Annotated in this window: 25 protein-coding genes; 12 read left to right on the plus strand and 13 right to left on the minus strand. The window is 60.3% G+C overall.

The genetic code is table 11. The features are described 5' to 3' along the window. Positions 1-157 precede the first annotated feature (157 nt). The gene (locus MUY21_RS10320) at positions 158-1,414 is read left to right on the plus strand and encodes a SpoIIE family protein phosphatase (protein ID WP_248410311.1); all 1,257 of its coding nucleotides are present in this window, start codon (positions 158-160) and stop codon (positions 1,412-1,414) included. Here the strand turns inward: MUY21_RS10320 and MUY21_RS10325 are convergent. Further along, positions 1,396-1,836 (minus strand): NUDIX hydrolase, encoded by a 441-nt coding sequence (locus tag MUY21_RS10325; protein WP_248410312.1) that lies wholly within the window; start codon positions 1,834-1,836, stop codon positions 1,396-1,398. The genes MUY21_RS10320 and MUY21_RS10325 overlap by 19 nt on opposite strands. A 72-nt stretch (positions 1,837-1,908) precedes the next feature. Between MUY21_RS10325 and MUY21_RS10330 the strand changes: the two genes are divergently transcribed. The 5 genes from MUY21_RS10330 (at position 1,909) to MUY21_RS10350 (ending at position 6,464) form a co-directional block, all read left to right on the plus strand. Then, positions 1,909-2,901: an Hsp33 family molecular chaperone HslO gene (locus MUY21_RS10330; protein WP_248410313.1), complete on the plus strand. Its 993-nt coding sequence runs from the start codon at positions 1,909-1,911 to the stop codon at positions 2,899-2,901. Then, positions 2,894-3,490 (plus strand): CoA pyrophosphatase, encoded by a 597-nt coding sequence (locus MUY21_RS10335; protein WP_248410314.1) that lies wholly within the window; start codon positions 2,894-2,896, stop codon positions 3,488-3,490. Before MUY21_RS10330 ends, MUY21_RS10335 begins: the two co-directional genes overlap by 8 nt. After that, the gene (locus tag MUY21_RS10340; protein WP_248410315.1) at positions 3,487-4,644 is read left to right on the plus strand and encodes a CCA tRNA nucleotidyltransferase; all 1,158 of its coding nucleotides are present in this window, start codon (positions 3,487-3,489) and stop codon (positions 4,642-4,644) included. The genes MUY21_RS10335 and MUY21_RS10340 overlap by 4 nt, the downstream gene beginning before the upstream one ends. Beyond that, entirely contained in the window at positions 4,641-5,861 is a 1,221-nt protein-coding gene (locus MUY21_RS10345) for a class I SAM-dependent RNA methyltransferase (RefSeq protein ID WP_248410316.1), read from the plus strand. Before MUY21_RS10340 ends, MUY21_RS10345 begins: the two co-directional genes overlap by 4 nt. Positions 5,862-5,969: 108 nt before the next feature. Continuing rightward, on the plus strand, positions 5,970-6,464 hold the full coding sequence (locus MUY21_RS10350) for a L,D-transpeptidase family protein (RefSeq protein WP_248410317.1): 495 nt from the start codon (positions 5,970-5,972) through the stop codon (positions 6,462-6,464). 18 nt (positions 6,465-6,482) lie between these two features. Here the strand turns inward: MUY21_RS10350 and MUY21_RS10355 are convergent, their stop codons facing one another. Beyond that, complete coding sequence (locus MUY21_RS10355) at positions 6,483-6,977, minus strand: CAP domain-containing protein (RefSeq protein WP_248410318.1); 495 nt, start codon at positions 6,975-6,977, stop codon at positions 6,483-6,485. 169 nt (positions 6,978-7,146) lie between these two features. On the opposite strand from MUY21_RS10355, the gene MUY21_RS10360 reads away from it, so the two are divergent. After that, positions 7,147-7,749: a L,D-transpeptidase gene (locus MUY21_RS10360; RefSeq protein ID WP_191286806.1), complete on the plus strand. Its 603-nt coding sequence runs from the start codon at positions 7,147-7,149 to the stop codon at positions 7,747-7,749. Between the two features lie 76 nt (positions 7,750-7,825). On the opposite strand, the gene trxA is transcribed toward MUY21_RS10360, so the two are convergent. The 8 genes from trxA to regB all read right to left on the minus strand — a co-directional run bounded on the left by trxA (position 7,826) and on the right by regB (position 19,804). Further along, a complete protein-coding gene (gene trxA, locus MUY21_RS10365; protein WP_191286805.1) occupies positions 7,826-8,146 on the minus strand; it encodes a thioredoxin in 321 nt (106 codons plus the stop codon). Positions 8,147-8,182: 36 nt separating this feature from the next. Beyond that, on the minus strand, positions 8,183-11,554 hold the full coding sequence (gene addA / locus MUY21_RS10370; RefSeq protein WP_248410319.1) for a double-strand break repair helicase AddA: 3,372 nt from the start codon (positions 11,552-11,554) through the stop codon (positions 8,183-8,185). Continuing rightward, the gene (gene addB, locus MUY21_RS10375) at positions 11,551-14,496 is read right to left on the minus strand and encodes a double-strand break repair protein AddB (protein ID WP_248410320.1); all 2,946 of its coding nucleotides are present in this window, start codon (positions 14,494-14,496) and stop codon (positions 11,551-11,553) included. Before addB ends, addA begins: the two co-directional genes overlap by 4 nt. Continuing rightward, positions 14,480-15,172, minus strand: a complete 693-nt coding sequence (locus MUY21_RS10380; RefSeq protein ID WP_248410321.1) for a nucleotidyltransferase family protein — start codon at positions 15,170-15,172, stop codon at positions 14,480-14,482. Before MUY21_RS10380 ends, addB begins: the two co-directional genes overlap by 17 nt. Next, the gene (locus MUY21_RS10385; protein WP_248410322.1) at positions 15,154-16,167 is read right to left on the minus strand and encodes a phosphotransferase; all 1,014 of its coding nucleotides are present in this window, start codon (positions 16,165-16,167) and stop codon (positions 15,154-15,156) included. The genes MUY21_RS10380 and MUY21_RS10385 overlap by 19 nt, the downstream gene beginning before the upstream one ends. Then, on the minus strand, positions 16,164-16,661 hold the full coding sequence (tsaE, locus tag MUY21_RS10390) for a tRNA (adenosine(37)-N6)-threonylcarbamoyltransferase complex ATPase subunit type 1 TsaE (RefSeq protein ID WP_248410323.1): 498 nt from the start codon (positions 16,659-16,661) through the stop codon (positions 16,164-16,166). The genes MUY21_RS10385 and tsaE overlap by 4 nt, the downstream gene beginning before the upstream one ends. 41 nt (positions 16,662-16,702) lie before the next feature. After that, positions 16,703-18,286 (minus strand): PAS-domain containing protein, encoded by a 1,584-nt coding sequence (locus MUY21_RS10395; RefSeq protein ID WP_248410324.1) that lies wholly within the window; start codon positions 18,284-18,286, stop codon positions 16,703-16,705. Between the two features lie 99 nt (positions 18,287-18,385). After that, positions 18,386-19,804 (minus strand): sensor histidine kinase RegB, encoded by a 1,419-nt coding sequence (regB, locus tag MUY21_RS10400; RefSeq protein WP_248410325.1) that lies wholly within the window; start codon positions 19,802-19,804, stop codon positions 18,386-18,388. Between the two features lie 101 nt (positions 19,805-19,905). Between regB and MUY21_RS10405 the strand changes: the two genes are divergently transcribed. The 3 genes from MUY21_RS10405 (at position 19,906) to MUY21_RS10415 (ending at position 21,502) form a co-directional block, all read left to right on the plus strand. Then, positions 19,906-20,535 (plus strand): SCO family protein, encoded by a 630-nt coding sequence (locus MUY21_RS10405; RefSeq protein WP_248410326.1) that lies wholly within the window; start codon positions 19,906-19,908, stop codon positions 20,533-20,535. Between the two features lie 83 nt (positions 20,536-20,618). After that, the gene (locus tag MUY21_RS10410) at positions 20,619-21,173 is read left to right on the plus strand and encodes an ActR/PrrA/RegA family redox response regulator transcription factor (RefSeq protein WP_248410327.1); all 555 of its coding nucleotides are present in this window, start codon (positions 20,619-20,621) and stop codon (positions 21,171-21,173) included. Then, on the plus strand, positions 21,173-21,502 hold the full coding sequence (locus MUY21_RS10415; protein ID WP_248410328.1) for a hypothetical protein: 330 nt from the start codon (positions 21,173-21,175) through the stop codon (positions 21,500-21,502). The genes MUY21_RS10410 and MUY21_RS10415 overlap by 1 nt, the downstream gene beginning before the upstream one ends. On the opposite strand, the gene MUY21_RS10420 is transcribed toward MUY21_RS10415, so the two are convergent. After that, a complete protein-coding gene (locus MUY21_RS10420) occupies positions 21,499-22,005 on the minus strand; it encodes a GNAT family N-acetyltransferase (RefSeq protein WP_248410329.1) in 507 nt (168 codons plus the stop codon). The genes MUY21_RS10415 and MUY21_RS10420 overlap by 4 nt on opposite strands. After that, the gene (locus tag MUY21_RS10425; protein WP_248410330.1) at positions 22,002-22,598 is read right to left on the minus strand and encodes an HD family hydrolase; all 597 of its coding nucleotides are present in this window, start codon (positions 22,596-22,598) and stop codon (positions 22,002-22,004) included. Before MUY21_RS10425 ends, MUY21_RS10420 begins: the two co-directional genes overlap by 4 nt. A 135-nt stretch (positions 22,599-22,733) precedes the next feature. Here MUY21_RS10425 and ahcY point away from each other — a divergent pair, with 135 nt between their 5' ends. Next, on the plus strand, positions 22,734-24,125 hold the full coding sequence (ahcY, locus tag MUY21_RS10430) for an adenosylhomocysteinase (protein ID WP_248410331.1): 1,392 nt from the start codon (positions 22,734-22,736) through the stop codon (positions 24,123-24,125). 152 nt (positions 24,126-24,277) lie between these two features. Then, the gene (locus MUY21_RS10435; protein WP_248410332.1) at positions 24,278-24,922 is read left to right on the plus strand and encodes a hypothetical protein; all 645 of its coding nucleotides are present in this window, start codon (positions 24,278-24,280) and stop codon (positions 24,920-24,922) included. A 67-nt stretch (positions 24,923-24,989) separates the two neighbouring features. Here MUY21_RS10435 and trpB read toward each other — a convergent pair whose 3' ends face one another. After that, a complete protein-coding gene (gene trpB, locus MUY21_RS10440) occupies positions 24,990-26,198 on the minus strand; it encodes a tryptophan synthase subunit beta (RefSeq protein ID WP_248410333.1) in 1,209 nt (402 codons plus the stop codon). Positions 26,199-26,253: the final 55 nt, after the last annotated feature.

Raw genomic sequence — 26,253 nt, forward strand, 5'->3', positions numbered from 1 at the left:
GACAGTTAACAAGCGGTAAGCTGCGAAGATCATTTAAAATTTGCGCATTAAAGCGCTGTTAAATGACGGGGCTTAACGATGTCTGTCGAAGCGATTCCTAGGTCGGGACACAGGTGTGAGCGCCGCTAATGCATATATAAACAGTGACGAACCGTCGTTGAACGACACACCAGAGACAGTGGTGATGAATCCGGTGCGACGCATCTTGGTGGTTGATGACAGTCGGGCACAACGGCGCATTCTGACGTCTTCGCTGACGCGCCAGGGGTATGACGTGACCGAGGCGGGCACCGGTGACGAGGCGCTGGAAATTCTGACGCGGAACCACTTCGATCTGATCCTCAGTGATTGGATGATGCCGGGGATGGACGGGTTGGAACTGTGCGCCGCGTTTCGCGACCTGCCACGTACGGGCTATGTGTATTTCATTCTGTTGACGTCCAAGACCGACAAGGGCGCGGTCGCGCAGGGGCTGGATGTCGGTGCCGATGATTTCCTTGCCAAACCTGTCAACCCGGACGAATTGCGCGCACGTATCAATGCCGGTGGCCGTATCCTGTCGATGGAGCGGGAATTGCAGGACAAGAACCGTCTTGTCACCACCACCCTTGCCGAAATCCAGGCGCTGTATGATTCGCTGGACCGCGATCTGGTCGAAGCGCGAAAGATGCAGCAGTCCCTGGTGCGCGAGAAATATCGTGATTTCGGAACGGCCGAGGTGTCATTGATGCTGAAGCCTTGCGGCCATGTCGGGGGTGATCTTGTCGGTTTTTTTGAGGCCGGTCCTGACATGCTGGCCTTCTATTCCATTGACGTATCGGGTCACGGGATCGCGTCGGCCCTTCTGACTGCGCGTCTGGCGTCGTATTTCTCGGACGGCTCGCCGACCCATAATATCGCGTTGGAGCAAGGCCCGAACGGCGATTATCGCCCTCGTCCACCCGAAATGGTTGCCGATGAATTGAACAAGCTGCTGCTGAACGATCTGCGGTCCGAGCACTATTTTACCATGCTGTTCGGGTATCTGGATCTGACCAGTGGCGGGGTCGACCTGACGCAATGTGGGCACCCGAACGCGGTACGGCTGACACCGCAAAACGATGCCACTTTCTTCGGTGAAGGCGGCATGCCCATCGGCCTGATCGAGGACGCCCAGTTCCAAAGGCAGCAAATGACCTTGTCACCGGGCGAGCGACTGATCTTCTATTCCGACGGCTTTACGGAGTGCGTTGGCCCCGGTGGTGCCATGCTGGACGAAGTCGGGTTCGCCGACTTTCTGCGTAAGAACAGCGCGCTGACGAACGAGGCCCTGTTTGACGCGCTGGTCTGGGATCTGGATGCGTATTCGGGCGGTCAGGATCTGGGTGACGATCTGTCCTGTGTCATGGTGACCTTTCAGCCAGACCGCAGATAGCGGCGAAGGAAGTGACGATCGCCTGCATTGCACAGAAGGCGCTGGGCGGTTGCGGCGTCCGTCCAGATGGCGTCGTGATCCGGCTCCAGCGGGGTGCTGACCCTGCGGGCGGGTCGGGCAGTGAAAATGTGGCAGATCTTCTCGGCCCACAGATCGTATTCCGGCATATAGCTGAACCGCCGATACGCGCCAAGGCGCCGTGGTTGAGCGATCTTCCAGCCTGTTTCCTCAAGCACCTCACGATGCAGCGCGACAATTGCCGATTCCCCGGGGTCGATCCCCCCGCCAGGCAGTTGAAACTCGTTGAACGGCGTAGCCTGATGGGTGATCAGAAAATCCCGACCCCGCATCAGAATGGCATAGGCGCCCGGTCGCAGCACATATCTGCGCCCGGCCTCTCGCTGATTGCCAAATCTGCGCATCTGACTTTTTCCCTTCGGTTGCCGACACCATATAGACGCGGTATGCCAAGCTGAACGCCGATAGGAAACCCCATGACTCTTGGAACCCAAATCGCCTGGGATGACACCATCCTGCCCTTTCAACTGGACCGCAGCGACATTCGCGGGCGGGTGTTGCGGCTGGACGGAACGTTGGACACGATCCTGTCCCAACACAACTATCCCCCGGCGATCGAGGCTTTGGTGGCCGAAGCAGCCATGCTGACTGCGCTAATCGGGCAGACGATCAAGATGCAATGGAAGCTGTCGCTGCAGGTCCGTGGCGATGGACCGGCGCGGCTGATTGCCACCGATTATTATGCGCCCAAGACAGAAGGCGAGCCCGCCACGATCCGCGCCTATGCCAGCTTTGATGAAGACCGGCTGCAGCCGGATGCGCCGGGGTTTGAACAGATCGGCAAAGGGTATTTCGCCATCCTGATCCATCAAGGCAGCGAACAGAAGCCCTATACCGGGATGACGCCGATTGCCGGGCAATCGCTGTCGGATTGCGCACAAGCGTATTTCGCTCAGTCCGAGCAGCTGCCGACCCGGTTTCACCTGACGTTCGGCAAATCGACCTGGACGGGTGGCAGCGAAAGCTGGCGGGCAGGCGGGATCATGTTGCAGCATATGCCGAAAGCCGCGCCGCAGGTGACTGGCGAAGGCGGGTCCGGCGAGGGCGGGCTTTTGTCGGCGCAGGATCTGATGTCGGATGATGATGCCGAAAACTGGAACCGCGCGAATATCCTGCTCAGTTCAGTGGAGGAGCTGGAACTGGTCGGCCCCTCGGTTCAACCCACTGACCTGCTGGTGCGCCTGTTTCACGAAGAGGCTCCGCGCGTGTTCGATCCGCAAGCCATCAGCTTCGGCTGCCCGTGCTCGGAACAGCGCGTGCGCGAAAGCCTGTCGATCTATTCTGCCCGCGACATCGGCCACATGACGACTGACGATGGGCGTGTGACCGCCGATTGCCAGTTCTGCGGCGCGCATTACGATCTGGACCCGGCCACGTTGGGCAAAGATGCGGTCGATCCGGGTGACTGACAGGCTCGACATGATCCGAAAGGCCGTGACCCAGCCGGGGCGCGGCAGTTCGGATTTTGATTTGAACCCCGATGTGCAGCCTCCAATGGGCCGCAAGCTGCGCCCGGCTGGTGTTCTGATTCCGTTGATCGAAGAAGCTGGTCAGCTTCAACTGATCCTGACCAAGCGGTCATCGGCGCTGAAGCATCACCCGGGTCAAATCGCCTTTCCGGGCGGCAAGGTCGATCCGGGCGACGCAGATGCGATCGCCGCCGCCCTGCGTGAAGCACAAGAGGAGGTCGGATTGCCACCGACCCATGTAGAGCTGATCGGTCAATTGCCCCCGCACGAGACCGTGACAGGGTTTTCCGTGACCCCGGTGATCGGGTTCATAACAAAACCCTTCGACATCATTGCCGAGGTCGGTGAGGTGGAAGAGGTGTTCAAAGTGCCGTTTGATCATGTCTCTAACCTTGCCAAATACGCCCGCCAAGGCCGGATGTGGCAGGGGCGGATGCGGCTGTATGAAACCGTGCCCTATGGGCCATATTATATTTGGGGCGCCACCGCACGGATGTTGCGCGCGCTGGCCGAAAGGCTGCCGCAATGACACGTGTGACCGGCGAATGGATCAGGACAGATGCCGCACAGGCTGTCTGCACCGCGATCGCGCAGGCGGGACATCAGGTGTTCTTTGTCGGCGGGTGTGTGCGCAACGATCTGCTGGGTGCGCCGATTTCGGATCTGGACCTGTCGACAGACGCACGGCCTGACCGCATCATGCAGGTTGCCACGGACGCAGGGTTGCGGGCCGTGCCCACCGGCATCGATCATGGCACTGTCACCGTCATCGCTGACGGCATTGGGTTGGAGGTCACGACCTTTCGCAAGGATGTCGAGACCGACGGTCGGCGCGCGGTTGTCGCGTTCTCGGACCGGCTGGAAGATGACGCGCATCGGCGCGATTTCACCATGAACGCGCTTTACGCCACGCCGGATGGCTTCGTCGTCGACCCGTTGGGCGGGCTGGCTGATCTGGCGGCGCGTCGGGTGCGGTTCATTGATGATCCCGGCGATCGTATCCGCGAGGATTATCTGCGCATTCTGCGCTTCTTCCGCTTTCATGCCTGGTATGGGGATCCGTCACGGGGGATGGATCAGGATGCGCTTGCGGGGATTGCTGCAAACTTGGGCGGGTTAGAGACGTTGTCGCGTGAACGTGTCGGGGTCGAGATGTTGAAGCTGCTGGCCGCGCCCGACCCTGCGCCAGCCATTGCCACCATGGCGCAGATCGGAGTTCTGGGTTCCGTTTTGCCGGGTGCCGAGGCGCGGGTGTTGCCTGCCCTCATCCATCTTGAGGGTCATCTTGAGGGCCATCGTGCTTCCGATCCCTTGCGCCGTCTTGCGGCACTGGGGGGGCAGGACGTTGCCGCGCGTTTGCGACTGTCCAGACGGGATCGCAAGCGGTATGAACGCCTGCGCGACGAAATGGGAAACATGGTCGGCGCGGGAGAACTGGCATATCACGACGGCGCTGAATTCGCACAGGATGTCGTGCTGCTGCGTGCTGCGCAAATGGGGCAGCCTATCGACACGACTACAGCGGACGAGATCAAGGCAGGCGCACAGGCCACGTTTCCCGTGCAACCCGCCGATTTGATGCCGAAATTGACCGGCCCTGCCCTTGGCGCCGAGTTGCGGCGGCTGGAACAGCTTTGGATCGCATCCGGCTTCACCCTGACACGGAAGGATCTGTTGCCGTGAGCGAAACGCATGTCATCGACCGACTGGGGCATCTGGGCGACGGGATCGCACCCGGTCCGGTCTTTGCACCACGCTGCCTGCCCGGAGAGGTGGTCACGGGCGAGATCGAGGAGGGGCGCATCACCGCACCCCGGATCGTGACCCCTTCGGCTGATCGGGTCAAAGCGCCATGCCCGCATTACAACGCCTGCGGGGGCTGTGCGCTCTTGCATGCCTCGGATCCATTCGTGGCCGATTGGAAGGTGGACGTGGTCCGCACGGCGCTTGCCGCGCATGGCCTGTCGCCGGAGTTCAGACCCATTGTGACATCGCCTCCCCGATCGCGCCGCCGCGCGGTTCTGTCTGCGCGGCGGGGCAAGAAAGGGGCGATCGTCGGGTTTCACGGACGCCGCTCCGACACAATCACCGAGATCAGCCAGTGCCACCTGCTGCACCCGGATATTCTGGCGGCGCTTCCAAACCTGGCTGCATTGGCCATGTTGGGGGCATCGCGCAAGGGCGAGCTGTCGATCAATGTCGTTCATTCGGTCGCTGGGCTGGATGTGTCGGTTACGGACGGAAAGCCGCTTGACCGTGAGTTAGAGACTGATTTGGCCCTAGCTCTGAACAAGTTTGGTTTTGCACGACTGACTTGGAACGGTGAAATAATCGCCACGGAAACGCCACCCGAACAGACGTTCGGGGTCGCCGCGGTCGTGCCGCCACCGGGCGCGTTTCTGCAAGCCACGCGCGAGGGCGAAGCGGCCTTGCTGGACGCTGTGCGCGAGATCGTTGGCAAAGCCAGTTCGGTGATCGACCTGTTCGCAGGCTGCGGCACCTTTGCGCTGCCTCTGGCGCAATCTGCCGAGGTTCACGCGGTCGAAGGCCTTGCCGCGATGACAGATGCGCTGACCTTGGGCTGGCGGCGGACGCAAGGACTGCGTCGGGTCACGACCGAAACGCGCGATCTGTTTCGCAACCCAATGATGGCAGATGACCTCGCGCGGTTTGACGCCGCCGTCATCGACCCACCCCGCGCGGGGGCCGAGGCGCAGGTTGCCGCACTTGCGGCGTCCGGTATCAAGTGCATCGCCATGGTCTCGTGCAATGCGCAGACCTTTGCACGCGACGCAAAAACTCTGGTTGATGCGGGATATGAACTGAACTGGGTCCAAGTGGTCGACCAGTTCCGCTGGTCCACCCATACCGAACAGGTGGCCAGCTTTTCCCGCGGCTGAGCGTTTCGTGGAATCGCCGATCCGACCGCTCGTTTGCAAATTTTCTTGTGTTGCGACCAATCTGATTTACGATTGTCGCAAAAAACAACGAGCAGTTTGGGACATGAAATGAGAGCCATTCTAACAATCCTTGCCGTCCTGTCCGTGGTCTTTGTCGCATCCTGCGGCCCGAAAAGATACAAGTATGACGGGCCGGAGGTGACGCAGATCATCGTCAATAAGGGCGACCGCAAGATGTATCTGATGCACGGGACCGAGATCCTGAAAGCCTATCGCATCAAACTTGGATTCGCGCCTGAGGGCCGCAAGAAATACGAAGGTGACGGCAAGACGCCGGAAGGGCGTTATGTTATCGACCGCCGCAATCCGAAAAGCGCCTTCTATCTGTCAATCGGGGTGTCTTACCCGAACCGGCAGGACGCCGAGCACGCGCGATCGGTGGGGCGCAAACCGGGGGGCGAGATCTTCATCCACGGTGACAGGCGCCCGCAAGATCCCAAGCGGGATGACTGGACCGCGGGTTGTATCTCGGTCAAGAATCACGAAATTCGTGAAATCTTCACGATGGTTCGCTTGGGAACTGTGATTGATATCAACCCGTAAACGGATTGGAGGGGTGGGTTAACCACCCATCTCCATCACCCACCAGATCTTGCCATTACGCTCTTGCAACCAGGCAAAGCCAAGATCGCGCGCGCGCGGGTCAAGGATGATCCGCCGCGTATCAGGCTTGTTCATCCAGGCTGACAGCGTCTGCAATTCGGTCTCGAAGGTTTCCGAGATGTTTTCGCCCAGATAGTTGCCGGTATAACCAGCGCGCCGGGCGCGGTCGATCGGGGACGATCCGTCAGACCCGAAGTGCCACGGCCGGTTCTGCACCGACATGTCGCGGGCATGGGTCAGCGCCGCCGCGTTCAGTTGCGAGTTGAGCTTCACCGGCTGGGCACCGGCCGCCTGGCGCAACTGGTTGATGCTGTCCAGCATTCGGTATTGAACCTTTGACGTCTGGCCAGACGAGATTCGATAGATGTTGACGCCACCGCCAATGCCTCCGGTCGTCGGAGCACACGCAGAAAGGGCCACAGCAGCGGCAACTGCCATCAAAAACACGCGCATTGTCTGTCTCTCATTCAAAAAACATTGTATCTGTGCCGTTCTATCGTGAGTATAGGCAAGTGGCAAATGACGGCTTTGCGAGATTAAGCCGATAACACGCGATTGAATTGCGACTGATGCGCAGACGCAATATATGACGACGATACAAGTGAATACTGGAGACTTAGTAATGCGGAAGAAACCGGAAGCGCTGCTGGGCAGACGCGCGTTCCTTGGAGGAACGATCGCAGCCGCAAGTGGCCTGGCGACACCTGCACTTGCACAGTTTGAAAATACGACGCAGGGCGAACGTGACCTGACCGAAGTTGTGAAACGCAACGTTTCAAGCTTTCGGGCCCTGAACTGGCAGCCTTATTTCAGCAACACGCGCAATGGGGCCATCCTGGTCGATATCAGCTCGCGTTGTTTGCACTACTGGTCCGAGGATCAGTCGATCTACCGCCTGTTCCCGACCTCGGTGCCGCTGACCGAAGATTTGACGCGCCGAGGCCGCACCAGCGTCATTCGCAAGGTTGAAGGCCCGTCCTGGGCGCCTACCCCGGCGATGCGGAAACGAAATCCGGAATGGCCACCCTTTGTGGGACCGGGGCCGGACAACCCCTTGGGCACGCATGCGCTGTATCTGAGTTGGAAGTATTACCGTATTCACGGCACCCATGACACGCGCAAGATCGGGCGGCAATCGTCGAACGGCTGTATCGGGCTTTACAATCGCCACATTGCCGAACTGTTCGGATATGCAAAGAACGGCACGCAGGTTCTGCTGATCTGAGCCAGACGCCAAAAAGAAGAAAGCCCCGCCAAACTGGCGGGGCTTTTTTTCGACGTTCCGTCATGCAATGCCGGGATCAGACGCTTTCGTCGATCCAGGATTGCAAAGCCGCTTTCGGCGCCGCGCCGACCTTGTTCGACACGACCTGACCGTCCTTGAACATGAACAGGGCCGGAATGCCCCGCACGCCCATCTGAGCGGGCGAGTTCGGGTTCTCGTCAACATTGACTTTGACGATCTTGACCTTGCCTTCGTATTCGGTCGAAAGCTCTTCCAAAGCCGGGCCGATCTGCTTGCAGGGGCCGCACCACTCTGCCCAGAAATCCACGATGACGGGGATGTCCGACTGGCGAACTTCCTGTTCGAAAGTGGCGTCGGTGACAGCTACAGTTGCCATATTGTCTTCTCCTGAAACCTATATGTTGTGGTGAACCTAGGTAGGCAGACGGGTTGCGTCAAGGTGCGTGAAAGCCGCATCCACCAAAGCATTTTCGAAACGCATCAGCTCACGGGTTTGTGTCCACAGGATCGCGCAGCGCACATCCCGGTCGGGGTAAATCTGGCAAAGCACCGCGCGATAGGCCCCCAATTGCCTGAGCAGCCCGTCAGGCGTGTCCTCGGCTGTGGCAGGTACGACGCGATTGGTTTTGAAATCCACAGCCAGCACCTCGTTTTCGGTCAGGATCAGCCTGTCGATCACCCCATGCAGCACACGACCCGGCAGGTTGGGCAGGGTGGCGGTGACGGGCACCTCGGCCAGGTCGGCGCGGGCAAAGATGGGGGCCAGATCAGGGTCGGTGAGAACCGCGCGCGCCTCGTCCAGAAGGGACGTGAGCGCGGTGTCCGAGGCACGATCTTCGCCCGATCCAAGCAGGAACTGTGCCGTCTCATCCCATTTGGATTGCGGGATTTTGGGAAGGTGTTCCAACAACAGATGGATTTGCCGTCCCCGCATTTTGGCGTCATCGGTATCGCCAAAGACCTCTTCTCCCGCCAGCGCCTTGGCCCCGCCCAGATCCGAGGGAGAGATGGGTTTGACAGTGGACGTGGGCGCATCCACGCGCGTCGTCAGCCAGCTTGGCAGGTCCGGTTTTGTGACCTGCACCTCTGTTGTATCGTTCAGGGCCGGTGCAGGCCAATCACCTGCGGAAAACCGTTTTCCCGCCCCGGTGGGAAAATCGCAATCGACACCGCCCGCCATGCTCATCGCGCCTTCGCAAATGCGATACCAGACATCGGAGCCGGGCTTGCCAATGGTCCCGGCCGCCGCCAGAATCAGCCAGTGTTCGGCACGTGTCATGGCAACATAAAGCAGCCGAGTCCGCTCCTCGATCTCGGCGTCTTTCAAGGACTGGGCAACCTGGTCGATAGACGTAGTCCGATCTTCCTGCTTGGGCGAGAAAAACGCATGGCCACCCGGAAGCTTCGCAACAGCCGGCATCGGGGACGCTTTTTTTTGCGCGAGGTCCGGCAGGATGACAATCGGGGCTTCAAGGCCTTTTGCGCCATGGATGGTCATCACGCGAACCTGACGGCCCACCGAATCCATCTGACGCTTGATCGTCACATCGTCGGTTTGCAGCCAAGTCAGAAACCCGGTCAGACTGGGCGTGCCGGATCGCTCATAGCCGATGGCCTGTGCCAACAGCGCGTCGATGCCATCTTCGGCCTCTTGGCCAAGGCGTCCCAGAAATTTGCGGCGACCGCCATGGCGCGTCAGCGCCCGCTCCAGCAATTCATAGGGGCGCAGGAAATCCGCGGAATCGCGCAGATCCTGCAAGACGCGCACCGTTTCGGGGTGTTGCTCGGCGCGGTCGGACAGGGCGCGCCACAGATATTTGCCCTTGCTGCGCGGATGCGCCAACCGGAACAGATCATCCTCGGACCACCCAAACAACGGCGACCGCAAAAGAGCGGCCAGAGACAGATCATCCTCGGGCGTTGCCAGAAAAGACAAAAGCGAGGTCAGATCCTTAACCGCAAGCTCGGCCCCGATCTTCAACTGATCCGCCCCGGCAATGGGAATGTCACGGGACTTGCAGGCGCGGATGATCTCGTGAAACAGCTCTTTGCGGGATCGGACAAGCACCAGAATGTCACCGGCATGAACCGGGCGATGTTTACCGTTTTCCGCCGGAATAGTCTCGGTCTTGATCATACGGTCGATGTCGTCGGCGATATGCTCGGCCAGTTGAACACGATGGTCTTGCGGTGACGGGGCATCGACCGGATCATGCCAATCCCGGTCTTCATCATGGCTGGCGGGTTCGATTGCAGGCCACAGATCGACCCGCCCGGGCTGGGTGTCGAAGAACGCGCGGTGCAGGAAATCACCGCCCAAACCGCTCCGGGTTTTCAGGGCAAGGTCAACAAACTCCAGGATCGCGCGGGACGACCGGAACGAGTATTCAAGCGGCATCTGAACCAGACTGCGCCCCACTTGCGACAGGCGGTCGGTGAAGGTCGCGCGCATCCGGTCGAAGGCGGCGGGCTCGGCCCCCTGAAAGGAATAGATCGACTGTTTCGGGTCGCCCACCACGAAGATCGTGCGATCCACGTCGTCTCGCGCGCCGAAACCGCTGGTGAACTCGCGCGCCAGATTGTCGATGATGCGCCATTGCGCGGGGCTTGTATCCTGCGCTTCATCGACAAGAATGTGGTCGATCCCGCCATCCAGCCGAAACAGCACCCAGGCAGCGACCGATGGGTCCGTCAGAATGGCGCCCGCTTTCAGGATCAGGTCGTCGAAATCCAACCACCCCCGCGCCAGTTTTGCCTCTTCATAAAGGCGCACATAGTGATAGGCGAATCTGTGCAGTGCTGCCGTGCGCTTGACGTTCAAAAGGGCGATCCGCGCCAATACGGCATCCTCGACCCGCTGCATGAAATCATCCAGTTGCGGTACAATCGCCGCACACGCCCCGGCACGCATTGGCTTGGTGGGAAAAGACCCTGATTTGGCGGAATAGGGTGGTTTTTGAAGGATCATGAACCGCGCGCAACGGTCCAGAATGTCGAAAGATGGTGCGGTCAGGTCCGCCCCCGTCAGATGCCCGGCCGCCCTTTGTTCGGTGGTGCTGCCGGTGGCAAGGTTGTCGCGCAGCGCGGCCAGCATCTGCAAGTCGCCGGGTTGGAACAGCGCGTCAAGAATGGCGTCCTCGTCCAGCGAGGGCGACACGTCGAACCAGGCGGCAATCTCGGCTTCTGTCACCTGCTCGACGAACAGGGTACGATTGCCGGTGATCTCGGCGGTCAGTTGTTCCATGTCCTCGCCGGTGAAATGCTGCGACAGAGCGGCAACATGACCTGCCAGCGACCCCTCGCTCATCCGGTCCAACAGCTCGGCGCGCAGGTCGCGGGCGGCGCGGTCATCCATCTCGGTGAATTGCGGCGAGACCCCGGCCTCCATCGGGAAGCGACGCAGAAGCGATGCCGCATAGGCGTGGATGGTCTGGATCTTCAGCCCGCCGGGCGTTTCGGTGGCGCGCGCGAACAACTGCCGCGCGAGGGACAAGTCGCCGATGGTCTCCAACCCCAGTTCACGCAGCGCGGTGGACAAGGCTTGATCGTCTTTCATCGCCCATTCTCCCAGCCGCTTGAACAGGCGGTTCTGCATCTCGCTTGCGGCGGCCTTGGTATAGGTCAGACACAGAATGTTCTGGGGCGACACGCCTTCGAGCAACAGGCGCGCCACGCGGTCGGTCAGAACACGCGTCTTGCCGGACCCGGCATTGGCCGACAGCCAGGTCGAGTTTTGCGGATCAGCGGCCCGGATCTGGCTTAGCGTGGCGTCGTCAAACATCATTGTCCCACCCTGATATTCACGGGGTCTGCGCTGTCATCCCATTCCCCGAACCGGGCCAGGTGATCATAGTCCCCGTCAAACCGTTGCTTGTGAACCGCGCGGCGGGCGGTGAAGCCCTGATCCGGGCTGTGATAGGCACGGATCAATGTCAGAAGCTCGGCCTGAACCAGATCAACCTCTGCATCCGAGAGCGGCATGATCTTTGTTTCCTGTGGTGTCAGCCCGATATAGGCAACACTGGCAACCGACGCGGCAGATATGTCCCTAAACCCGCCCAACCTGGCGATCACGGCTTCCAGCAGCAACTGCTTGTCATAGTGCTTTTGCATCTTTTCGCTGGGGGGCTGACCCGATTTGTAGTCATAGATTTCAAGCTGCCCGTCCGGCCGTTGGTCTATCCGGTCAGCCTTCGCGCGCAACGTGAACCCGATGTCGTCGAACATCGCTTCGCCCCAGACCTCGTTTGCCAGATTGATGGCCGTTTTGCGCCGCATGCGCTCTTCGTTTACGAACCAGTCTGCGACTCGCCCGATCCGGGCCAGCCACAGGATGCGTGTGGCGGGCCATGGAACGTGTTCATCCAGAACCTCTTGCGCGATGGTCATAAGCCGCGCGGTGTCGTCGTCGGGATTGCTGGCCGGATCGAACTGGGCAACATATCGTTCAAATACTTCGTGCAAAACCGTGCCCCGGATGCGGGCATCCGCAGTTTGACGAATCGGCTCCAGCGGTCTGAGGCGCAGCACCTTGTCGGCATAGATGGCATAAGGATCGCGGATCAATTTTGTCACACCTGTCACCGAAAGCTCGGTCGGGCGCGCAGACACCGGGGGGGCTGGCGACGGGCGCGGGGCGGGGGTGGCCGGTTGCACAGGTTCGTCCAACTGCGTCGCAAATTTGACCCAATGATCACCACGTGCGCGCATTTCGGAAAGGGCCTGCTTCCCCGCCTCAGACATCCCCCCCATCAGATTGCACAACCGGTTCAGCCAACGCGAGGGGATGGTCTCGCTGTCTTCATCGCGGGTTGCGCGGGTCAGAAACACCTCGCGGGTTGCGATGGCTTGCTGGAAATCATGGGCAGACAGGCCGATACGGCGTTCGGGCAGCAGCAGCCCTGCATCCATGCGCATCTTGCGGTTCAACCACGGGTCCGGCCCCGGCAGTTCGGGCCATGTGCCATCGTTCAACCCCGCCAGAATGACACGATCTGCACCCTGGACACGGGCTTCGAGTGTGCCCCAGAACATCACACCGGGATGCGCCGTGACCGGGTCACGCACCACACCCGCATTCAGAACCGAAGTGAAAAGATCACGATAGGCAGCAGCCGTCATGTTTCCGCCAAATTCAGCGTTTTCGGCAAGATCAGAGACTGTTTCCAACGCGTTCTGCCCTGCCGCCTGTTCCCACAGCGCGCCTGCGCCGTCCGTGGCACACCCCCGTGCGATACGCTCGGTCAGGTCGGTATGAATTCGCACCAAACTGGTCAGAGACAACTCGCCGGGTTGCACTTGGTTCAGGAACGTGTCGCCGACCCAGCTGGCCCACTTGGCGCGCGCGGGCTCTTCGGAAAACTCTTTCGCCCAGTCGGTCAGTGCCTGCGCAGTTGGTGGGGCATAACGGCCGCGCAACACGCCAAGTTCAAGGTCGCGGGTCCAGCGCAGATGATCGCCCCGCGTCCCGGCGGTGCTGTGGGTCAGAGGGTGCTTCAGCAGGGCCAGCAACGCCTCGCCGCTGGTGTCTTCACACAGAAGTTGCGCGGTCTGGCGCAGCAACCGACCCGGGGCCGACAGGGCAAGCGGGCGACCGGCGCTGTCATCAGGCGCAATCCGCCAACGGTCCAGCGCCGCCGCCACTTGTCGGGTCAGGTTCCGGTCGGGGGTGATCAGTGCAATCGATGCCCCATCCTCGACGGCCCGGCGCACGACCACGGCAATCGCCAGCGCCTCGTCCCTGGGTGTGCGGGTTTCGATCAGGGTCAGGTTCTGGGTCGCCGCCTCGACCCCCTTGAAGACCTTGCCCTCAACCTGCCACTGATCCGTGACCGGTGCGGGACGCAGCGCGAGAGAGACAAGCCGATTGCGCTCGGGTTCGGGGGGTGGATCATCGGTCCAGCGCGGCAAGTCTGATGGTGAAAGCTCGCAGCGTTTCAGGAAGGCCGCAAACCGGTATTGCGGGTGATCCTGTGCTGAGAAAACATTGTCTAATTCGGCCCAACTTTGCCGAGGCAGGTCATAATCAAACCCCGGCAGAATGACCGCACCTTGCGGCAAACGGGCGACCGCCTCCATCAACATTGCTGTGGCCCCGCGCGACCCCGTGGACCCGGCAATCAATATCGGGTGCTGCGGTGGTTCGCTTTGCCATTTCGCAATCGTGGCCTCGACCACCATGCGCTGGCGGGTTTCAACATCGGGCAGGTCCAGCGTGTCGTGATCGAAATAATGTTCGACCAACGAGATGAACTTCAGGCTTCTGGCCCAATGCTCGGACATTTCGCCCACATCCAGCATATGCAGGTCGTGCGGGTGAATGCCTTCGCTGTGCATCTCGTCCATCAGGTCGGCAAGACTGTCCGCCAGGTCGAAGGCCGCGGCCTTCGGGGCAAGGTCCGGCTCCTTCTCCAACAAGGCGGCGATCAGCTGGCGCAACTCCAACCGTCTGCGCAAAGGGGCGACCGGCAGTGGCACATCGTGCAGGGCCGGGTCGCGCGCCAGGTCGGTGATCAACCGGATCCGGGGCAGAAATCGGGTCCGCCCATCAAACAGGGCACGTGTGCGGGCCTGCATACGGCTGGTGTTGACGAACATTTCGACCCGTGCAAGCGCATCCGGGCCATGCGAGGTCAGGCGATGTACAACGCCGTTGACCAGCGCACGCGGAAAATCGACCCCGAGCGGTGTGCCGAATATGCGCGGTGCGTCAGTTGGGTCGAACATTGGCATCCCTTAGCATGGTTTCGGCAAGGGTGATCCCCTCGGAGTGGCCAACATCGCACCAGCGTCCGTGGTGTTCCAGACCGAAAACGCGACCTCTGGACAACAGTTGATCCCACACGGTGTTGAGCGAAAACACGTCTTCGGCAATCGACGCGACGGGCTGGGTCTTGATGATCTGACAGCCGGTATAGGTCAGACCAGCACCTCGGCGCAGGTCTCCGCTTGGCTCCATTATGAAATCGCCTTCGCCCTTGTGGCCGATCGCATTTTTCGGTGCAACCAGCATCAAGAGCGCGTCCATTCGGTCAGGATCCCATGCCTGCATCAATGCCTTTATCGGATTCGGCCCCGACCAGACCGCGTCAGAGTTCAACGTCACCACCGCATCGCTTTTCAGCAGATTTAGTGCCTTTTTCAACCCGCCACCCGTTTCAAGAAGCTGATCCGTCTCATGCGAAAATCGAACGTCGCGCTGGCCAAGGTGTTCGACGATCTGATCGCCCAGATGGTGCAGGTTGACGACGACCTTCTTGATCGGACCATCGTCGACAAGATCAAGCGCGTGGTCAATCAGCGGTTTCCCGTTGACCGGGATCAGCGGTTTTGGAAGCGTCCGGGTCAACACGCCCATGCGCGTGCCAAGCCCGGCGGCAAAAATCATGACGGCGTCTGGCATGGTGTCCTCAGGTGGTGCAGGAAATCCGCAGTTGGCGGGGGAAGCAGCGGTCCCAACGCCGCCGACAAGCGAGACAGCGACGGGTGCGACAGGTCGGTCTGCAAATTGGCCCAGACCCGTGGAATCAGATCGACGTAATGCGGTTTACCCATCACACGCGACAGGCGGGCAAAGATGCCCAGAATCCGCAGATTGCGCTGGGCCGAGATCAGGGCTGCCTCGGCACGAAAGCGGGTTTCGTCATGGCCATTGATCTGACAGAACATCGTGATCAAGTGGTCGGCAATGGCAGGCGAGACATCGCGCCGCGCATCGCGGATCAGCGACATAAGGTCATAGACCGGATGGGTCAGAACCGCATCCTGAAAGTCCAGCAGTCCGACGCGGGCGATGCCGCTGCGTTGGGGCAGCCAGATCAGGTTTTCGGCATGATAATCGCGCAACGAGACTTTGTTGAAATCATCCAGCCGCGCCAGCATATGTCGCAGCACGTCCATCGCTTCGGTTGCGTCGGCGCTTAGCTGCACGCGCGGCGTTTCCTGATAGTGCAAGAAGGCCAGATCCGTGGCTTGCGCCATTTGTGCCGGGCCAAAGGTTGGAAGCTGGGGATTAGGGTGGCTGTGCAGATGGCAGATCACATGCACGGCTGCTTCGTAAAGCGGGCGTTCCTGAGATGGATCGTTTGTGATCACATTTGTGAAGAGATCGTCGCCCAAATCCTCCAGCAGCAGAAATCCGGCTGTACTGTCATGTGCAAACACGTCCGGCGCCGACAGACCAGACCGCTTTAGATACTGGGCGACAGCCAGGAAAGGCGCCGATGAACCGGCGCGATCTGGCGGGGCGTCCATCAGGATCGCCGTTTGTTGTGTTTTCGGGTGAAACAGTCTCTGATACACTCGGGCCGAGGCATCGCCGGTGATCGGTGACATGTTGGCAGATTGCCAACCGGCACTGGCCAGAAACCGCGACATTTGATCCGCACGATCAATCATGCGGGCACAGACTTCAGAACACGGGTTCGCCAGGTATCGGCATCACCTTCAAATGTGATCACACGATGGTCCTCGTGCCCGTCCTCGGCGACCGGCGTGAAATATACAAGCAGTGCCTTGTCGGGCCAGAGGTCACCCAACCGGTCCGGCCATTCGACAAGGCAGATGGCCTCCTGAAAGGCCTGTGTCAATCCAAGCTCCTCAACCTCGTCCGGGTGGGTCAGCCGGTAAAGATCGGCATGCCAGACCTCGGCCGGGGAAAGGTCATAGGTTTGGACCAATGTAAATGTGGGGGATGGGACATCTTCGATCTGGCCGGTCCTGACCTGCAGCGCCTGAATCAGCGACCGGGCGAAATGGGTTTTGCCAGCGCCGATCCCGCCTTGCAGCAAGATCACGTCGCCTTTGCGAAGGCGGGTCGAAAGATTCTCTGCAAATCGCCGGGTGTGATCCGGTGACGGGAAATGAACCTGGTGAGAAAACGCCTGCGACATGGCAGGAGTTTTATCCCTCTGTCAGGGTGACGCAAGCCCGTTCACGCGTTTGCGGTCACGAACCTGTCGCGGTTCACGATGGGCAGGGTTTCGGTCGCAGAGGCGGCGAAACGCACCATGGTTGCCCCGCGCATCATCGGCGTGACAAAGCAGGTCAGCTGGCGCCCGTCCGACAGTGCCACAGGTTGGTGCCAGTCGGATCGCTCGCCGCTTGTGGCGATGAATTCTTTCAGGGACTGCCACAAAGGCGTGTCCCCACAGGCCGCGCGCCATGTTTTGACTGCGTCGCCCAGGTTGATGTCACCCAATGTGACAGACGGATCGTTCTGCCAAAGGGTGCTGTAGGCCTTGTTTGACATCGCCAGGACGCCCCCGGCATTGAAGATTGCGATGGCATCATCCATCCCGTCCAGGGCGGCCTGGCCCATCTCAAGCTCGGCCCGGAAGCGGCGGGTCAGGGAAATCTCCGAGCTGATATCCTCGAACAGGAAGGCGACGGCCCCATCGGGATGGGGGCGTCCGGTCACGCGGTAGGTCTGCCCGGTGGGCAGCGCCCATGTTTCCTCGTAAGTTCCATTGACCGCCGCTGCCTCAAGGTCGGACATCTGCTGGCGCCACGAAATGTAGTCTTTCGGTTCGGGCATCATGCGTTTTTCGCGCAGTCGGTCCAGAAACCCGGACAGGGTGGGTCGCCCGACCAGAAAGTCGACCGGCAATGCCACCAGATCGGTCAGGGCCGGGTTGAAAAGCGTCAATTGCCGTTTGCGGTCGAAAATCGCAAGCCCGATCGGCAGATGCGCGAAGGTCTTGGTCAAGGTGGTGATAAACTCGTTTCGCGAAGTCTCGGCCTGGACGATCCGGTCTGCGGGAACGGCCGTATAGAGCCTATCTTTGCCCAACTCGGCCTCGTGCAGGTCAAACCAATGCCGGGTGTCATCGCCGGGAAACTGAATTGCGACACGGCCCGGTTGCTTCAGATCCTGCGCGTCCATCAACTGGCCTTGCTGAAACATCTTCAGCGGCGGCCAGGTGGCCATGTCATCGGGTTCGGTCATCCGTTCGGCAAGGTCCAGATAGGATTTGTTGGCCCAGGTGATGGCGCCGCCTGCATCCTCGCGCCAGACCATCAGGGGCAGATGCTCGGATGTAGCGCGCAGGCTTTCCAATTCGTGCTGCATCGCGTCAAAGCTCAGCCGGTCCATGGCTTTTGTCGGGGCATGGCTTTCGCGGTCGATCAGTTCGATGCGCGCCAGCCCGTCCCGCCATTCCGCGATGATCCGGTTGCTGCCATCGGTCGATGTCAGGGACAGCGTTCCAAGATCGGCCAGATCGCCCATATGCCGGGTCAGGTCGGGGAACCGGTTGTGCAGAAGCTGTGCGAACCGCTGCCAATCGGATTCAGGCCCGGCAGGGCGACCGGCCAGCATCATTTGCCGTGCGGTCGGTGTGGCGTCGCACAGGGTTTCATCGTCGAACAGGAACACCAGTTGCCCGTCGCTTGCCGCCGCATCGTCACGCAGGCTTTTGCGCCGCCTTGTTTCCACCCACGACAAGGCCAGAAGCGCGACAAGCGCGGTCAGGAACGCGACCAGGACGATCCCGATAATAAGCAGAGTGTTGACCATCTTTGCCCCTTTCCGCCCTGGCGCACCCGTTGCGCCGCCATCGGCAGTGAGGAACACCCTAGTCGCGTGTTGGTTAATGAAGGTTTAACCGGAGCGCATTCAGCCGAAGGGGATGTTTTCGCCCAGCCCTCCCTGGGCTGGTCTGTATTCGATTCCGTCCGTGTCGCGGGGCCAAACCACCTGGGCGATGGCGCCGGATTTTTCGCGCGGATGCGGCCGACCTGTATAGGGTTCGGTGCCGTTGGCAAAGCTCAGCTTTGCGCCGGTGCGTTCCAACAGCGTCTTGGCGATGAACAGGCCCAGCCCCATACCTTTGTATTCCCGGCGCTGGCCCTTGTCCTGGGCGGGCTTCCTGCCGCGAATGAAAGGATCACCGATCCAGCCGATCACCTGCGGAGAATACCCGCGCCCGTCGTCAATGATCCGCAACTTGATCTCATCGTGGGTCCAGTCAACTTCGATCCAGACCGTGGTGGTGGCGAAATCCACCGCGTTCTGAATCAGGTTGCGCAGGCCGTGAATGATCTCAGGGCGGCGCGCGACGACGGGCTCGTCTGCCGGGTCGTTCAACTGGGACATGACCGCGACTTCCAGTGTTTTGCCCCGGTTGACATGCGGCTCGGCGGCTTCTTCGACCAGCGTCACAAGTGGCACGCTTTTCATCAACATGTCGTCCTTGCCCGCCCGACCCATCGACTGAAGAATATCGCGACAACGGTCGGCCTGTTGCCCGATCAGGGCCGCGTCTTCGCGCAGCTCGGTCTGATCGCCCAGTTCGTCCACCATTTCTGATGCAACCAGTTTGATGGTGGCCAGCGGCGTGCCAAGCTCATGGGCGGCGGCGGCCACAACCCCGCCAAGATCCGTCAGCTTCTGTTCGCGCGACAGGGCCATCTGCGTGGCCAAAAGGGCCTCGGACATCGACCGCATTTCAGATGAAATTCTGCGGGTATAGAGACCAACAAAGCCGATCGAGGTCACCACGGCGACCCAGATGCCAAATACGAAAAGATCGGGCATCAGCACCACCGTGCCGTCCCGTGTGTGCAGCGGGATGTTGAAATCCGCAACCGCTGTGGTGGCGGCGATGGCGACGCTGCCGACAATCACGGTCGCGCGGGTCGACAGCGCGGTTGCAGCCACGGTGACAGGGGCCACGATAAGCACCATGAAAGGGTTGTGAAGCCCGCCCGCCAGATACACCATGAAGGCCAGTTGCAGCGTATCGAACAGAAGCATACCTGTGGCGTCCCGTTCGTTCAGGCGTGCGTTCTTGGGAAACACGGTCAGCGAGACCAGATTGGCAATCACCGCCAGGCCGATCGCCACCGCCGCCAGACCCAGCGGAATTTGCAGCGAGAACACGTAAATCGACACGATGATGGCCGCGATTTGACCGAAGATCGCCGCCCAACGCAGCACGACCAACGTGCGCAGGCGCACCCAGCGGCCCGGCAGGATCTCTCCGTCCCCCTGAAACATGCGGTGGGCCAGGGGGTCTGTGCTGTTCTCGCTCATGTGATCCATCGCCTGCTTGTTTTGGGTTGCGTCATTGTGGTCCCTTGTTAGTCCTGCGGAAAAATCGGATCAATGCCGACACGTTCTGAAGGAGAGAGCCGATGATGCGAATTTATGCCGTAACCGGGGCCTTGGCCATCGCCGCGCTTGTGGGTGTGACCTGGTATGTCACCACCGGCGAGGTCGACAAGTTTGCCCAGTGTCGGGCCGGTGCGGTGGGCACCGGGGTCGCCTCTATCGGTGGCCCGTTCGAGCTGACCGATGAAACTGGCAAGCTTGTGACCGACAAGGATGTGATCACAAAGCCAACTCTGGTCTATTTCGGCTATACGTTCTGCCCGGATGTCTGTCCGCTGGACAACGCGCGCAACGCCGAGGCGATGCGTCTGTTGCAGGATCGCGGCTACGATATTCAGTCGGCGTTCATCTCGATCGACCCCGAACGCGACACGCCCGAGCATCTGGCCGATTTCACCAGCTATATGCACGAGGATATGATCGGGCTGACCGGCACGCCTGAGCAGGTGAAAGCCGCCAGCCAGGCCTATAAAACCTATTACCGCAAGCAGGAACCCGAAGAAGGGCAGGAGGAGTATTACCTGATGGATCATTCCACCTTCACCTATCTGATGTTCCCTGACACCGGGTTTGCCGATTTCTTCAAACGCGACGAGACGCCGGAACAGATGGCCGACCGGGTAGGGTGCTTCATCGACGCCTCGGAGAAATAGCCAGTTTCGGTGCGTTGAAATTGACCTTACGGTGCGAAACGCATAGGTAAAGTTGAATAAGACGCGAACCGGAGGTTGGTCTGATGACGGCACAGGAACTTGAAGCGATCGGTGAGGACGCATCCCTGCTGCTTGTCGATGACGACGAACCGTTTCTGCGCCGACTGGCGCGGGCGATGGAGAAACGCGGGTTTGCACCCGAAACGGCCGGATCCGTCGCGGCGGGCAAGGCCATAGCCACTGCTCGCCCGCCAGCCTATGCCGTGGTTGACTTGCGGCTTGAGGATGGCAACGGGCTGGACGTGGTTGAAACCATTCGCGAAAAGCGCCCCGATGCCCGGATTGTGGTTCTGACCGGCTACGGCGCGATTGCCACGGCGGTCTCGGCGGTGAAAATCGGGGCGAATGACTATCTGTCGAAGCCCGCTGATGCAAATGACGTGATGAACGCGCTGTTGGCGAAAGCGGACGCCATGCCGCCACCGCCGGAAAACCCGATGTCGGCAGACCGGGTCCGGTGGGAACATATTCAGCGGGTCTATGAGCTGTGTGACCGCAATGTCTCGGAAACCGCGCGGCGTCTGAACATGCACCGCCGCACCCTGCAACGCATCCTTGCCAAGCGCAGCCCGAAGTGATGCGGTGTCTTGGTGCCGTCGTGATGATGGTTGGTCTGACCGCCTGCGTGGCGCCAGCACCGACGCGCAGCGCGGTGGTCATTCGCCCAGATGCCGCCGGGCTACAGGTTGATCCGGTGAACAAGCGCATAGACTTCGGACGTTCGCCCAAAGGCGTCGTGCCGGCGCTGGACCGCGAACTTGGTCGGCATGAGGTGCTGCCGCTTTCAGGTTGCCCCGCAGGCATTGCGCAGCAGCTGCAATGGAATGATCTGATTCTGACCTTTTCGCAGCAACAGTTCTTGGGCTGGCGCGATGCAACTGGGCGGCAGGGGCAAACCTGCGCTTAGGCGATATCGAACCGTTTGCGGGTCTTGTCGACCACTGTTCCATCCGACAAAACCATGCCGATTATGCTGGAATAGTCTCTGAATCCGAGCTTCGCGTAGTAGGCCAAGCCTGGCTCGTTATCGGTTCGGATGCTGGCGTCTATGGCCCGTACATTTGCCCGTTTGGCGGCCAAAAGCGTGTCCCGCCACAGCACCTGCCCCAAACCACGGCCCTGCAACCCGCTGCGAACGAAGCTTGCGATCACGGCCCAGTCATCGGGCAAGGCCTCTGGTCCGTCATTGTCCGGGTCTGCCCATTCCAGCAGTTGAAACCCCAGCAGGTCATGGCCGTCAAATGCCAGCGTCGTGCGGATCAGCCGTGGCGCGTCGATATGCGTGGCCCGCATCCGCTTCACGTCAAACTCCGACCGATGCGCGGTCGTGGACCCTTCCCGAATGATCGGATTGAGCACATCACACATGGCCTGCGCATCCCCGGCACGGGCTTGCCGGGTGGTGATCATGTCATCTGTCCCAGCAGATCTTCGTGTCGTCTGGTGAAGTCGCGCCGCACTTCGGCAGGGGGGCGTAGCGCAATGGACAACCCTTTGATCTGCTCAGCGTTCGGCGTGCCGAAAAATCTGTTGGATTCCGCGACCGAGAAGCCCGCGATCTGGGTCGCCTCAAGCCAGGCCGAGATTCGATCCGCCTTCTTGATCGCCTTTTTGACGGTCTCGGGCAGCTTTGCAGGCAGGCCGAATTTAATATGGATCGCCGCCATCAAGCGATCATCAAGCTCTCCATATGCCGGGCCAACCGCCGATTTGACGGGGGATATCATGTCGCCGATCACGTATTCCGGCGCATCATGCAAGAGGGCAGCCAACCGCCACTTCACCGGCGCGTTGGGATTCATGCGGGAATAGAGCGTTTCGACCAGCAGCGAATGTTCGGCCACCGAGTAGGGGAAATCCCCAAAGGTCTGCCCGTTCCAACGCGCGACGAAAGCCAGACCGTGGGCGATATCCTCGATCTCGATATCCATCGGTGTTGGGTCCAACAGGTCCAGACGCCGACCAGACAGCATCCGTTGCCATGCGCGGGGTTGTTTGGGCATTTGGCGGTCTCCTCGCGTGTTCAGGGCCGCACTCTGGTGTTTTTGGCCACCGTGTCAATCAGGCTTGATTGCCAGCCCGCCGATAGGATGCTACGGCACCTGCAAACGTATTGGGTTCCGTATCGGAGAGACACCGTGACCACTGACTATATCGTAAAAGACATCAATCTGGCCGAGTTTGGCCGCAAGGAACTGGACATCGCCGAAACCGAAATGCCGGGGCTGATGGCGCTGCGCGACGAATATGGCGAAACGAAACCCCTGAAAGGCGCGCGGATCGTCGGGTCGCTGCACATGACCATTCAAACGGCCGTGCTGATCGAAACGCTTGTGGCTCTGGGTGCTGATGTGCGCTGGGCGTCGTGTAACATCTTCTCGACCCAGGACCACGCGGCGGCGGCGATTGCAGCGGGTGGCACGCCTGTTTTCGCCATCAAAGGCCAGTCGCTGGAAGAGCATTGGGATTATCTGGACCGCTCGTTCATGTTCCCCGAAGGCCCGAACCTGATCCTGGATGATGGCGGCGATGCCACGCTTTACATCCTGCTAGGTGCACGTGTTGAAAATGGTGAGACAGACCTGATCGAAACGCCCACTTCGGAAGAGGAAGTGGCGGTCTTTGCCCAAATCAAGAAGCGCATGAAGGCCAGCCCCGGTTGGTTCACCAAGATGCGCGACCAGATCAAAGGCGTGTCCGAGGAAACGACCACCGGTGTTCACCGCCTGTACGATCTGGTGAAACAGGGTCAACTGCCGTTCCCCGCGATCAACGTGAATGACTCGGTCACCAAGTCAAAATTCGACAACAAATATGGCTGCAAGGAATCGCTGGTTGACGGTATCCGCCGCGCCACCGACACGATGATGGCCGGTAAGGTTGCTGTTGTGTGTGGTTATGGGGATGTGGGCAAAGGCTCGGCCGCCAGCTTGCGTGGCGCTGGCGCCCGCGTGAAAGTGACCGAGATTGACCCGATCTGCGCGCTGCAAGCCGCGATGGACGGGTTCGAGGTCGTGACGCTGGAAGACGCCGTGGCGGACGCTGACATCTTCATCACCACCACCGGCAACAAGGACGTGATCCGCATCGAGCATATGCGTGCGATGAAGGATATGGCGATCGTCGGCAATATCGGCCACTTCGACAATGAGATTCAGGTGGCCAGCCTGAAGAACCACAAATGGACCAACATCAAAGAGCAGGTGGACATGATCGAGATGCCGTCAGGCAACCGCATCATCCTGCTGTCCGAAGGCCGTTTGCTGAACCTTGGCAACGCCACCGGCCACCCGTCTTTCGTGATGTCCGCCAGCTTCACCAACCAGGTGTTGGCGCAGATCGAGCTGTGGACCAAGGGCGATGAATACGACAACAAGGTTTATATCCTGCCCAAGCATTTGGATGAGAAGGTCGCGCGCCTGCATCTGGATCGCATTGGCGTGAAGCTGTCGAAGCTGAGCAGCGAACAGGCGTCCTATATCGGTGTCACGCCTGAAGGCCCGTTCAAGCCCGAACACTATCGGTACTAAAACGGGTTTTGCCGGGAAAAACGGCGGAAATCTGCGCTTCCTAAATGTGGAATCCGGCAACAATTTGCCGGTTCTGCATCGACTGTCTCTGCATTGGAACCAACGCCCTTTGGATTGGTTGTGGACACGTAGAGTGACCAAAGGAGGCACACATGAAACGCAAGCATTTCTTGATGAGCACCGCTGTTGCAATGATGATCGCCGGTGGCGCCGTGGCACAAGACACCGCCACGCCGGAAACCGACACAGCAACCACGGGTGCAGACACCGCAGTCGTTGAACCCATGTTCACCAGTCTCGGGGACATGACGGTTGCCGACATGATCGGCATGTTCGCCTATGACCCGGAGGGTGAGCGGATCAGCGAAGTTGACTACGTGATCATGGGGGCGAACGGGCCCGAGGTCGTGTTGGGTATCGGTGGTTTCCTGGGCCTTGGCGAATACACCGTGGCCCTGCCGCTGACCGAGTTCAAACTTGGCGAGGACGGCGCGACTCTGCGTCTGGACACCGACAAGGAGACATTGAAAACCTATCCGGAATTCGATGAATCCACGGCCGAGAACCTGCCGGGCGAAACCTCGATCGGGTCGCTGCTGGCACAGGCTGAAAGTGGTGCCAGCGGTGACGCCACGATGACCGAGGAAAGCGCGACGCCGACTGAAGAAGGTGCTGCCGACACCATGACGGATGAGGCAGCCAGCGAAGAAACCTCGGAAACCGGGGAAGGCGCCGCGACTGAAGAAGGCGAAGCCACCGGTGAAGCGACCACCGAAGAAGGCACCACGACGCAATAACGTGTCGATGCCGTCTTTCATGGTTTGAAGCTGAAAGCGCCGCCCTTCGGGGCGGCGCCATCTTTTATCAGTTCTCGTCCCCGAATCCGAATGTTTCGGTGACATAGTCAATATCCTTGTCGCCTCGACCCGACAGGTTGATCAGGATGGACTTACCGGGGTTCTTGGGTGCCTCGCGCATGGCAAAGGCCACCGCGTGGGCGCTTTCGAGAGCCGGAATGATGCCCTCGTGACGGCTAAGCGCATAGAACGCCGCCAAGGCTTCCTTGTCGTCGGCGGCGGTATAGTTCGCCTTGCCGGTGCGATACAGATGCGCGTGTTCCGGCCCCACACCGGGATAATCCAGGCCCGAGGCCACCGTGTGCACCGGCGCGGGTTCGCCCTTTTCATCCTTCAGAACCATGGTGCGGAAGCCGTGGATGTCACCGTCTTCACCATAGGTGATGGTGGCCGCGTGATCCCCCAGCTTGGACGAGGTGCCCATCGGTTCGACCCCGTAAAGCGCGACGTCCTCGTCGTCGATGAAGCCCGAGAACAGGCCCATGGCGTTCGAACCCCCGCCCACGCAGGCGGCAACCATGTCGGGCAGGTCGCCGGTCAATTCGAGAAACTGTTCGCGCGCTTCGATGCCGACGACGTGCTGGAAATCACGCACGATCAGCGGGAAGGGATGCGGGCCAACGACCGACCCGATGGCAAAGAGCGCGGTATCTGCCTGGTCCAGATAGCTTTGAAAGGCACTGTCGACGGCTTCCTTGAGCGATCGACCGCCGAAACCCACCGGCACGACCTCGGCACCCAGCAACTTCATGCGGGTGACGTTCGGAGCTTCCTTGGCGATGTCGATCTCGCCCATGTGAATCTCGCATTCCAGCCCGAAATAGGCGGCGGCTGTGGCAAGTGCGACCCCGTGTTGCCCCGCGCCCGTTTCTGCCATCAGCTTCTTCTTGCCCATGAACTTGGCCAGCAGCCCTTCGCCCATGCAGTGGTTCAGCTTGTGCGCGCCGGTATGGTTCAGGTCCTCGCGCTTGGCATAGATCTGCGCCCCGCCGGACATATTCGACAGATTCTTGAGGTAGGAAATCGGCGTCGGCCGCCCCTGGAAATGCTTGCGGATGTGACGCAGTTCGGCAATGAAATCGGCGGATTTCGAGATCCGGTCATAGGCTTCGCGGATTTCCTTGAAATGCGGCTCCAGCGGGGGCGGCAGCATGGCTCCGCCATAGTCGCCGAACATGCCGTCACGGGTTGGGGTGGATTTCAAATATGATGCCATCTTTTGTCTGATCCTCGCTTGCAGATTTCAACGGATCAGACAGCGACTTAGCTTG

The sequence above is a fragment of the Aliiroseovarius sp. S2029 genome, assembly GCF_023195575.1.
In the GTDB taxonomy this organism is placed as follows: domain Bacteria; phylum Pseudomonadota; class Alphaproteobacteria; order Rhodobacterales; family Rhodobacteraceae; genus Aliiroseovarius; species Aliiroseovarius zhejiangensis.

Excerpts from the sequence above, each read along its gene's own strand:
- MUY21_RS10325 (WP_248410312.1), bottom strand. The coding sequence starts at position 1,836 with ATGCGCAGATTTGGCAATCAGCGAGAGGCCGGGCGCAGATATGTGCTG.
- MUY21_RS10330 (WP_248410313.1), top strand. The coding sequence starts at position 1,909 with ATGACTCTTGGAACCCAAATCGCCTGGGATGACACCATCCTGCCCTTT.
- MUY21_RS10340 (WP_248410315.1), top strand. The coding sequence starts at position 3,487 with ATGACACGTGTGACCGGCGAATGGATCAGGACAGATGCCGCACAGGCT.
- MUY21_RS10350 (WP_248410317.1), top strand. The coding sequence starts at position 5,970 with ATGAGAGCCATTCTAACAATCCTTGCCGTCCTGTCCGTGGTCTTTGTC.
- MUY21_RS10355 (WP_248410318.1), bottom strand. The coding sequence starts at position 6,977 with ATGCGCGTGTTTTTGATGGCAGTTGCCGCTGCTGTGGCCCTTTCTGCG.
- MUY21_RS10360 (WP_191286806.1), top strand. The coding sequence starts at position 7,147 with ATGCGGAAGAAACCGGAAGCGCTGCTGGGCAGACGCGCGTTCCTTGGA.
- trxA (WP_191286805.1), bottom strand. The coding sequence starts at position 8,146 with ATGGCAACTGTAGCTGTCACCGACGCCACTTTCGAACAGGAAGTTCGC.
- addA (WP_248410319.1), bottom strand. The coding sequence starts at position 11,554 with ATGATGTTTGACGACGCCACGCTAAGCCAGATCCGGGCCGCTGATCCG.
- addB (WP_248410320.1), bottom strand. The coding sequence starts at position 14,496 with ATGTTCGACCCAACTGACGCACCGCGCATATTCGGCACACCGCTCGGG.
- MUY21_RS10380 (WP_248410321.1), bottom strand. The coding sequence starts at position 15,172 with ATGCCAGACGCCGTCATGATTTTTGCCGCCGGGCTTGGCACGCGCATG.
- MUY21_RS10385 (WP_248410322.1), bottom strand. The coding sequence starts at position 16,167 with ATGATTGATCGTGCGGATCAAATGTCGCGGTTTCTGGCCAGTGCCGGT.
- tsaE (WP_248410323.1), bottom strand. The coding sequence starts at position 16,661 with ATGTCGCAGGCGTTTTCTCACCAGGTTCATTTCCCGTCACCGGATCAC.
- MUY21_RS10395 (WP_248410324.1), bottom strand. The coding sequence starts at position 18,286 with ATGGTCAACACTCTGCTTATTATCGGGATCGTCCTGGTCGCGTTCCTG.
- regB (WP_248410325.1), bottom strand. The coding sequence starts at position 19,804 with ATGAGCGAGAACAGCACAGACCCCCTGGCCCACCGCATGTTTCAGGGG.
- MUY21_RS10405 (WP_248410326.1), top strand. The coding sequence starts at position 19,906 with ATGATGCGAATTTATGCCGTAACCGGGGCCTTGGCCATCGCCGCGCTT.
- MUY21_RS10410 (WP_248410327.1), top strand. The coding sequence starts at position 20,619 with ATGACGGCACAGGAACTTGAAGCGATCGGTGAGGACGCATCCCTGCTG.
- MUY21_RS10415 (WP_248410328.1), top strand. The coding sequence starts at position 21,173 with ATGCGGTGTCTTGGTGCCGTCGTGATGATGGTTGGTCTGACCGCCTGC.
- MUY21_RS10420 (WP_248410329.1), bottom strand. The coding sequence starts at position 22,005 with ATGATCACCACCCGGCAAGCCCGTGCCGGGGATGCGCAGGCCATGTGT.
- MUY21_RS10425 (WP_248410330.1), bottom strand. The coding sequence starts at position 22,598 with ATGCCCAAACAACCCCGCGCATGGCAACGGATGCTGTCTGGTCGGCGT.
- MUY21_RS10435 (WP_248410332.1), top strand. The coding sequence starts at position 24,278 with ATGAAACGCAAGCATTTCTTGATGAGCACCGCTGTTGCAATGATGATC.
- trpB (WP_248410333.1), bottom strand. The coding sequence starts at position 26,198 with ATGGCATCATATTTGAAATCCACCCCAACCCGTGACGGCATGTTCGGC.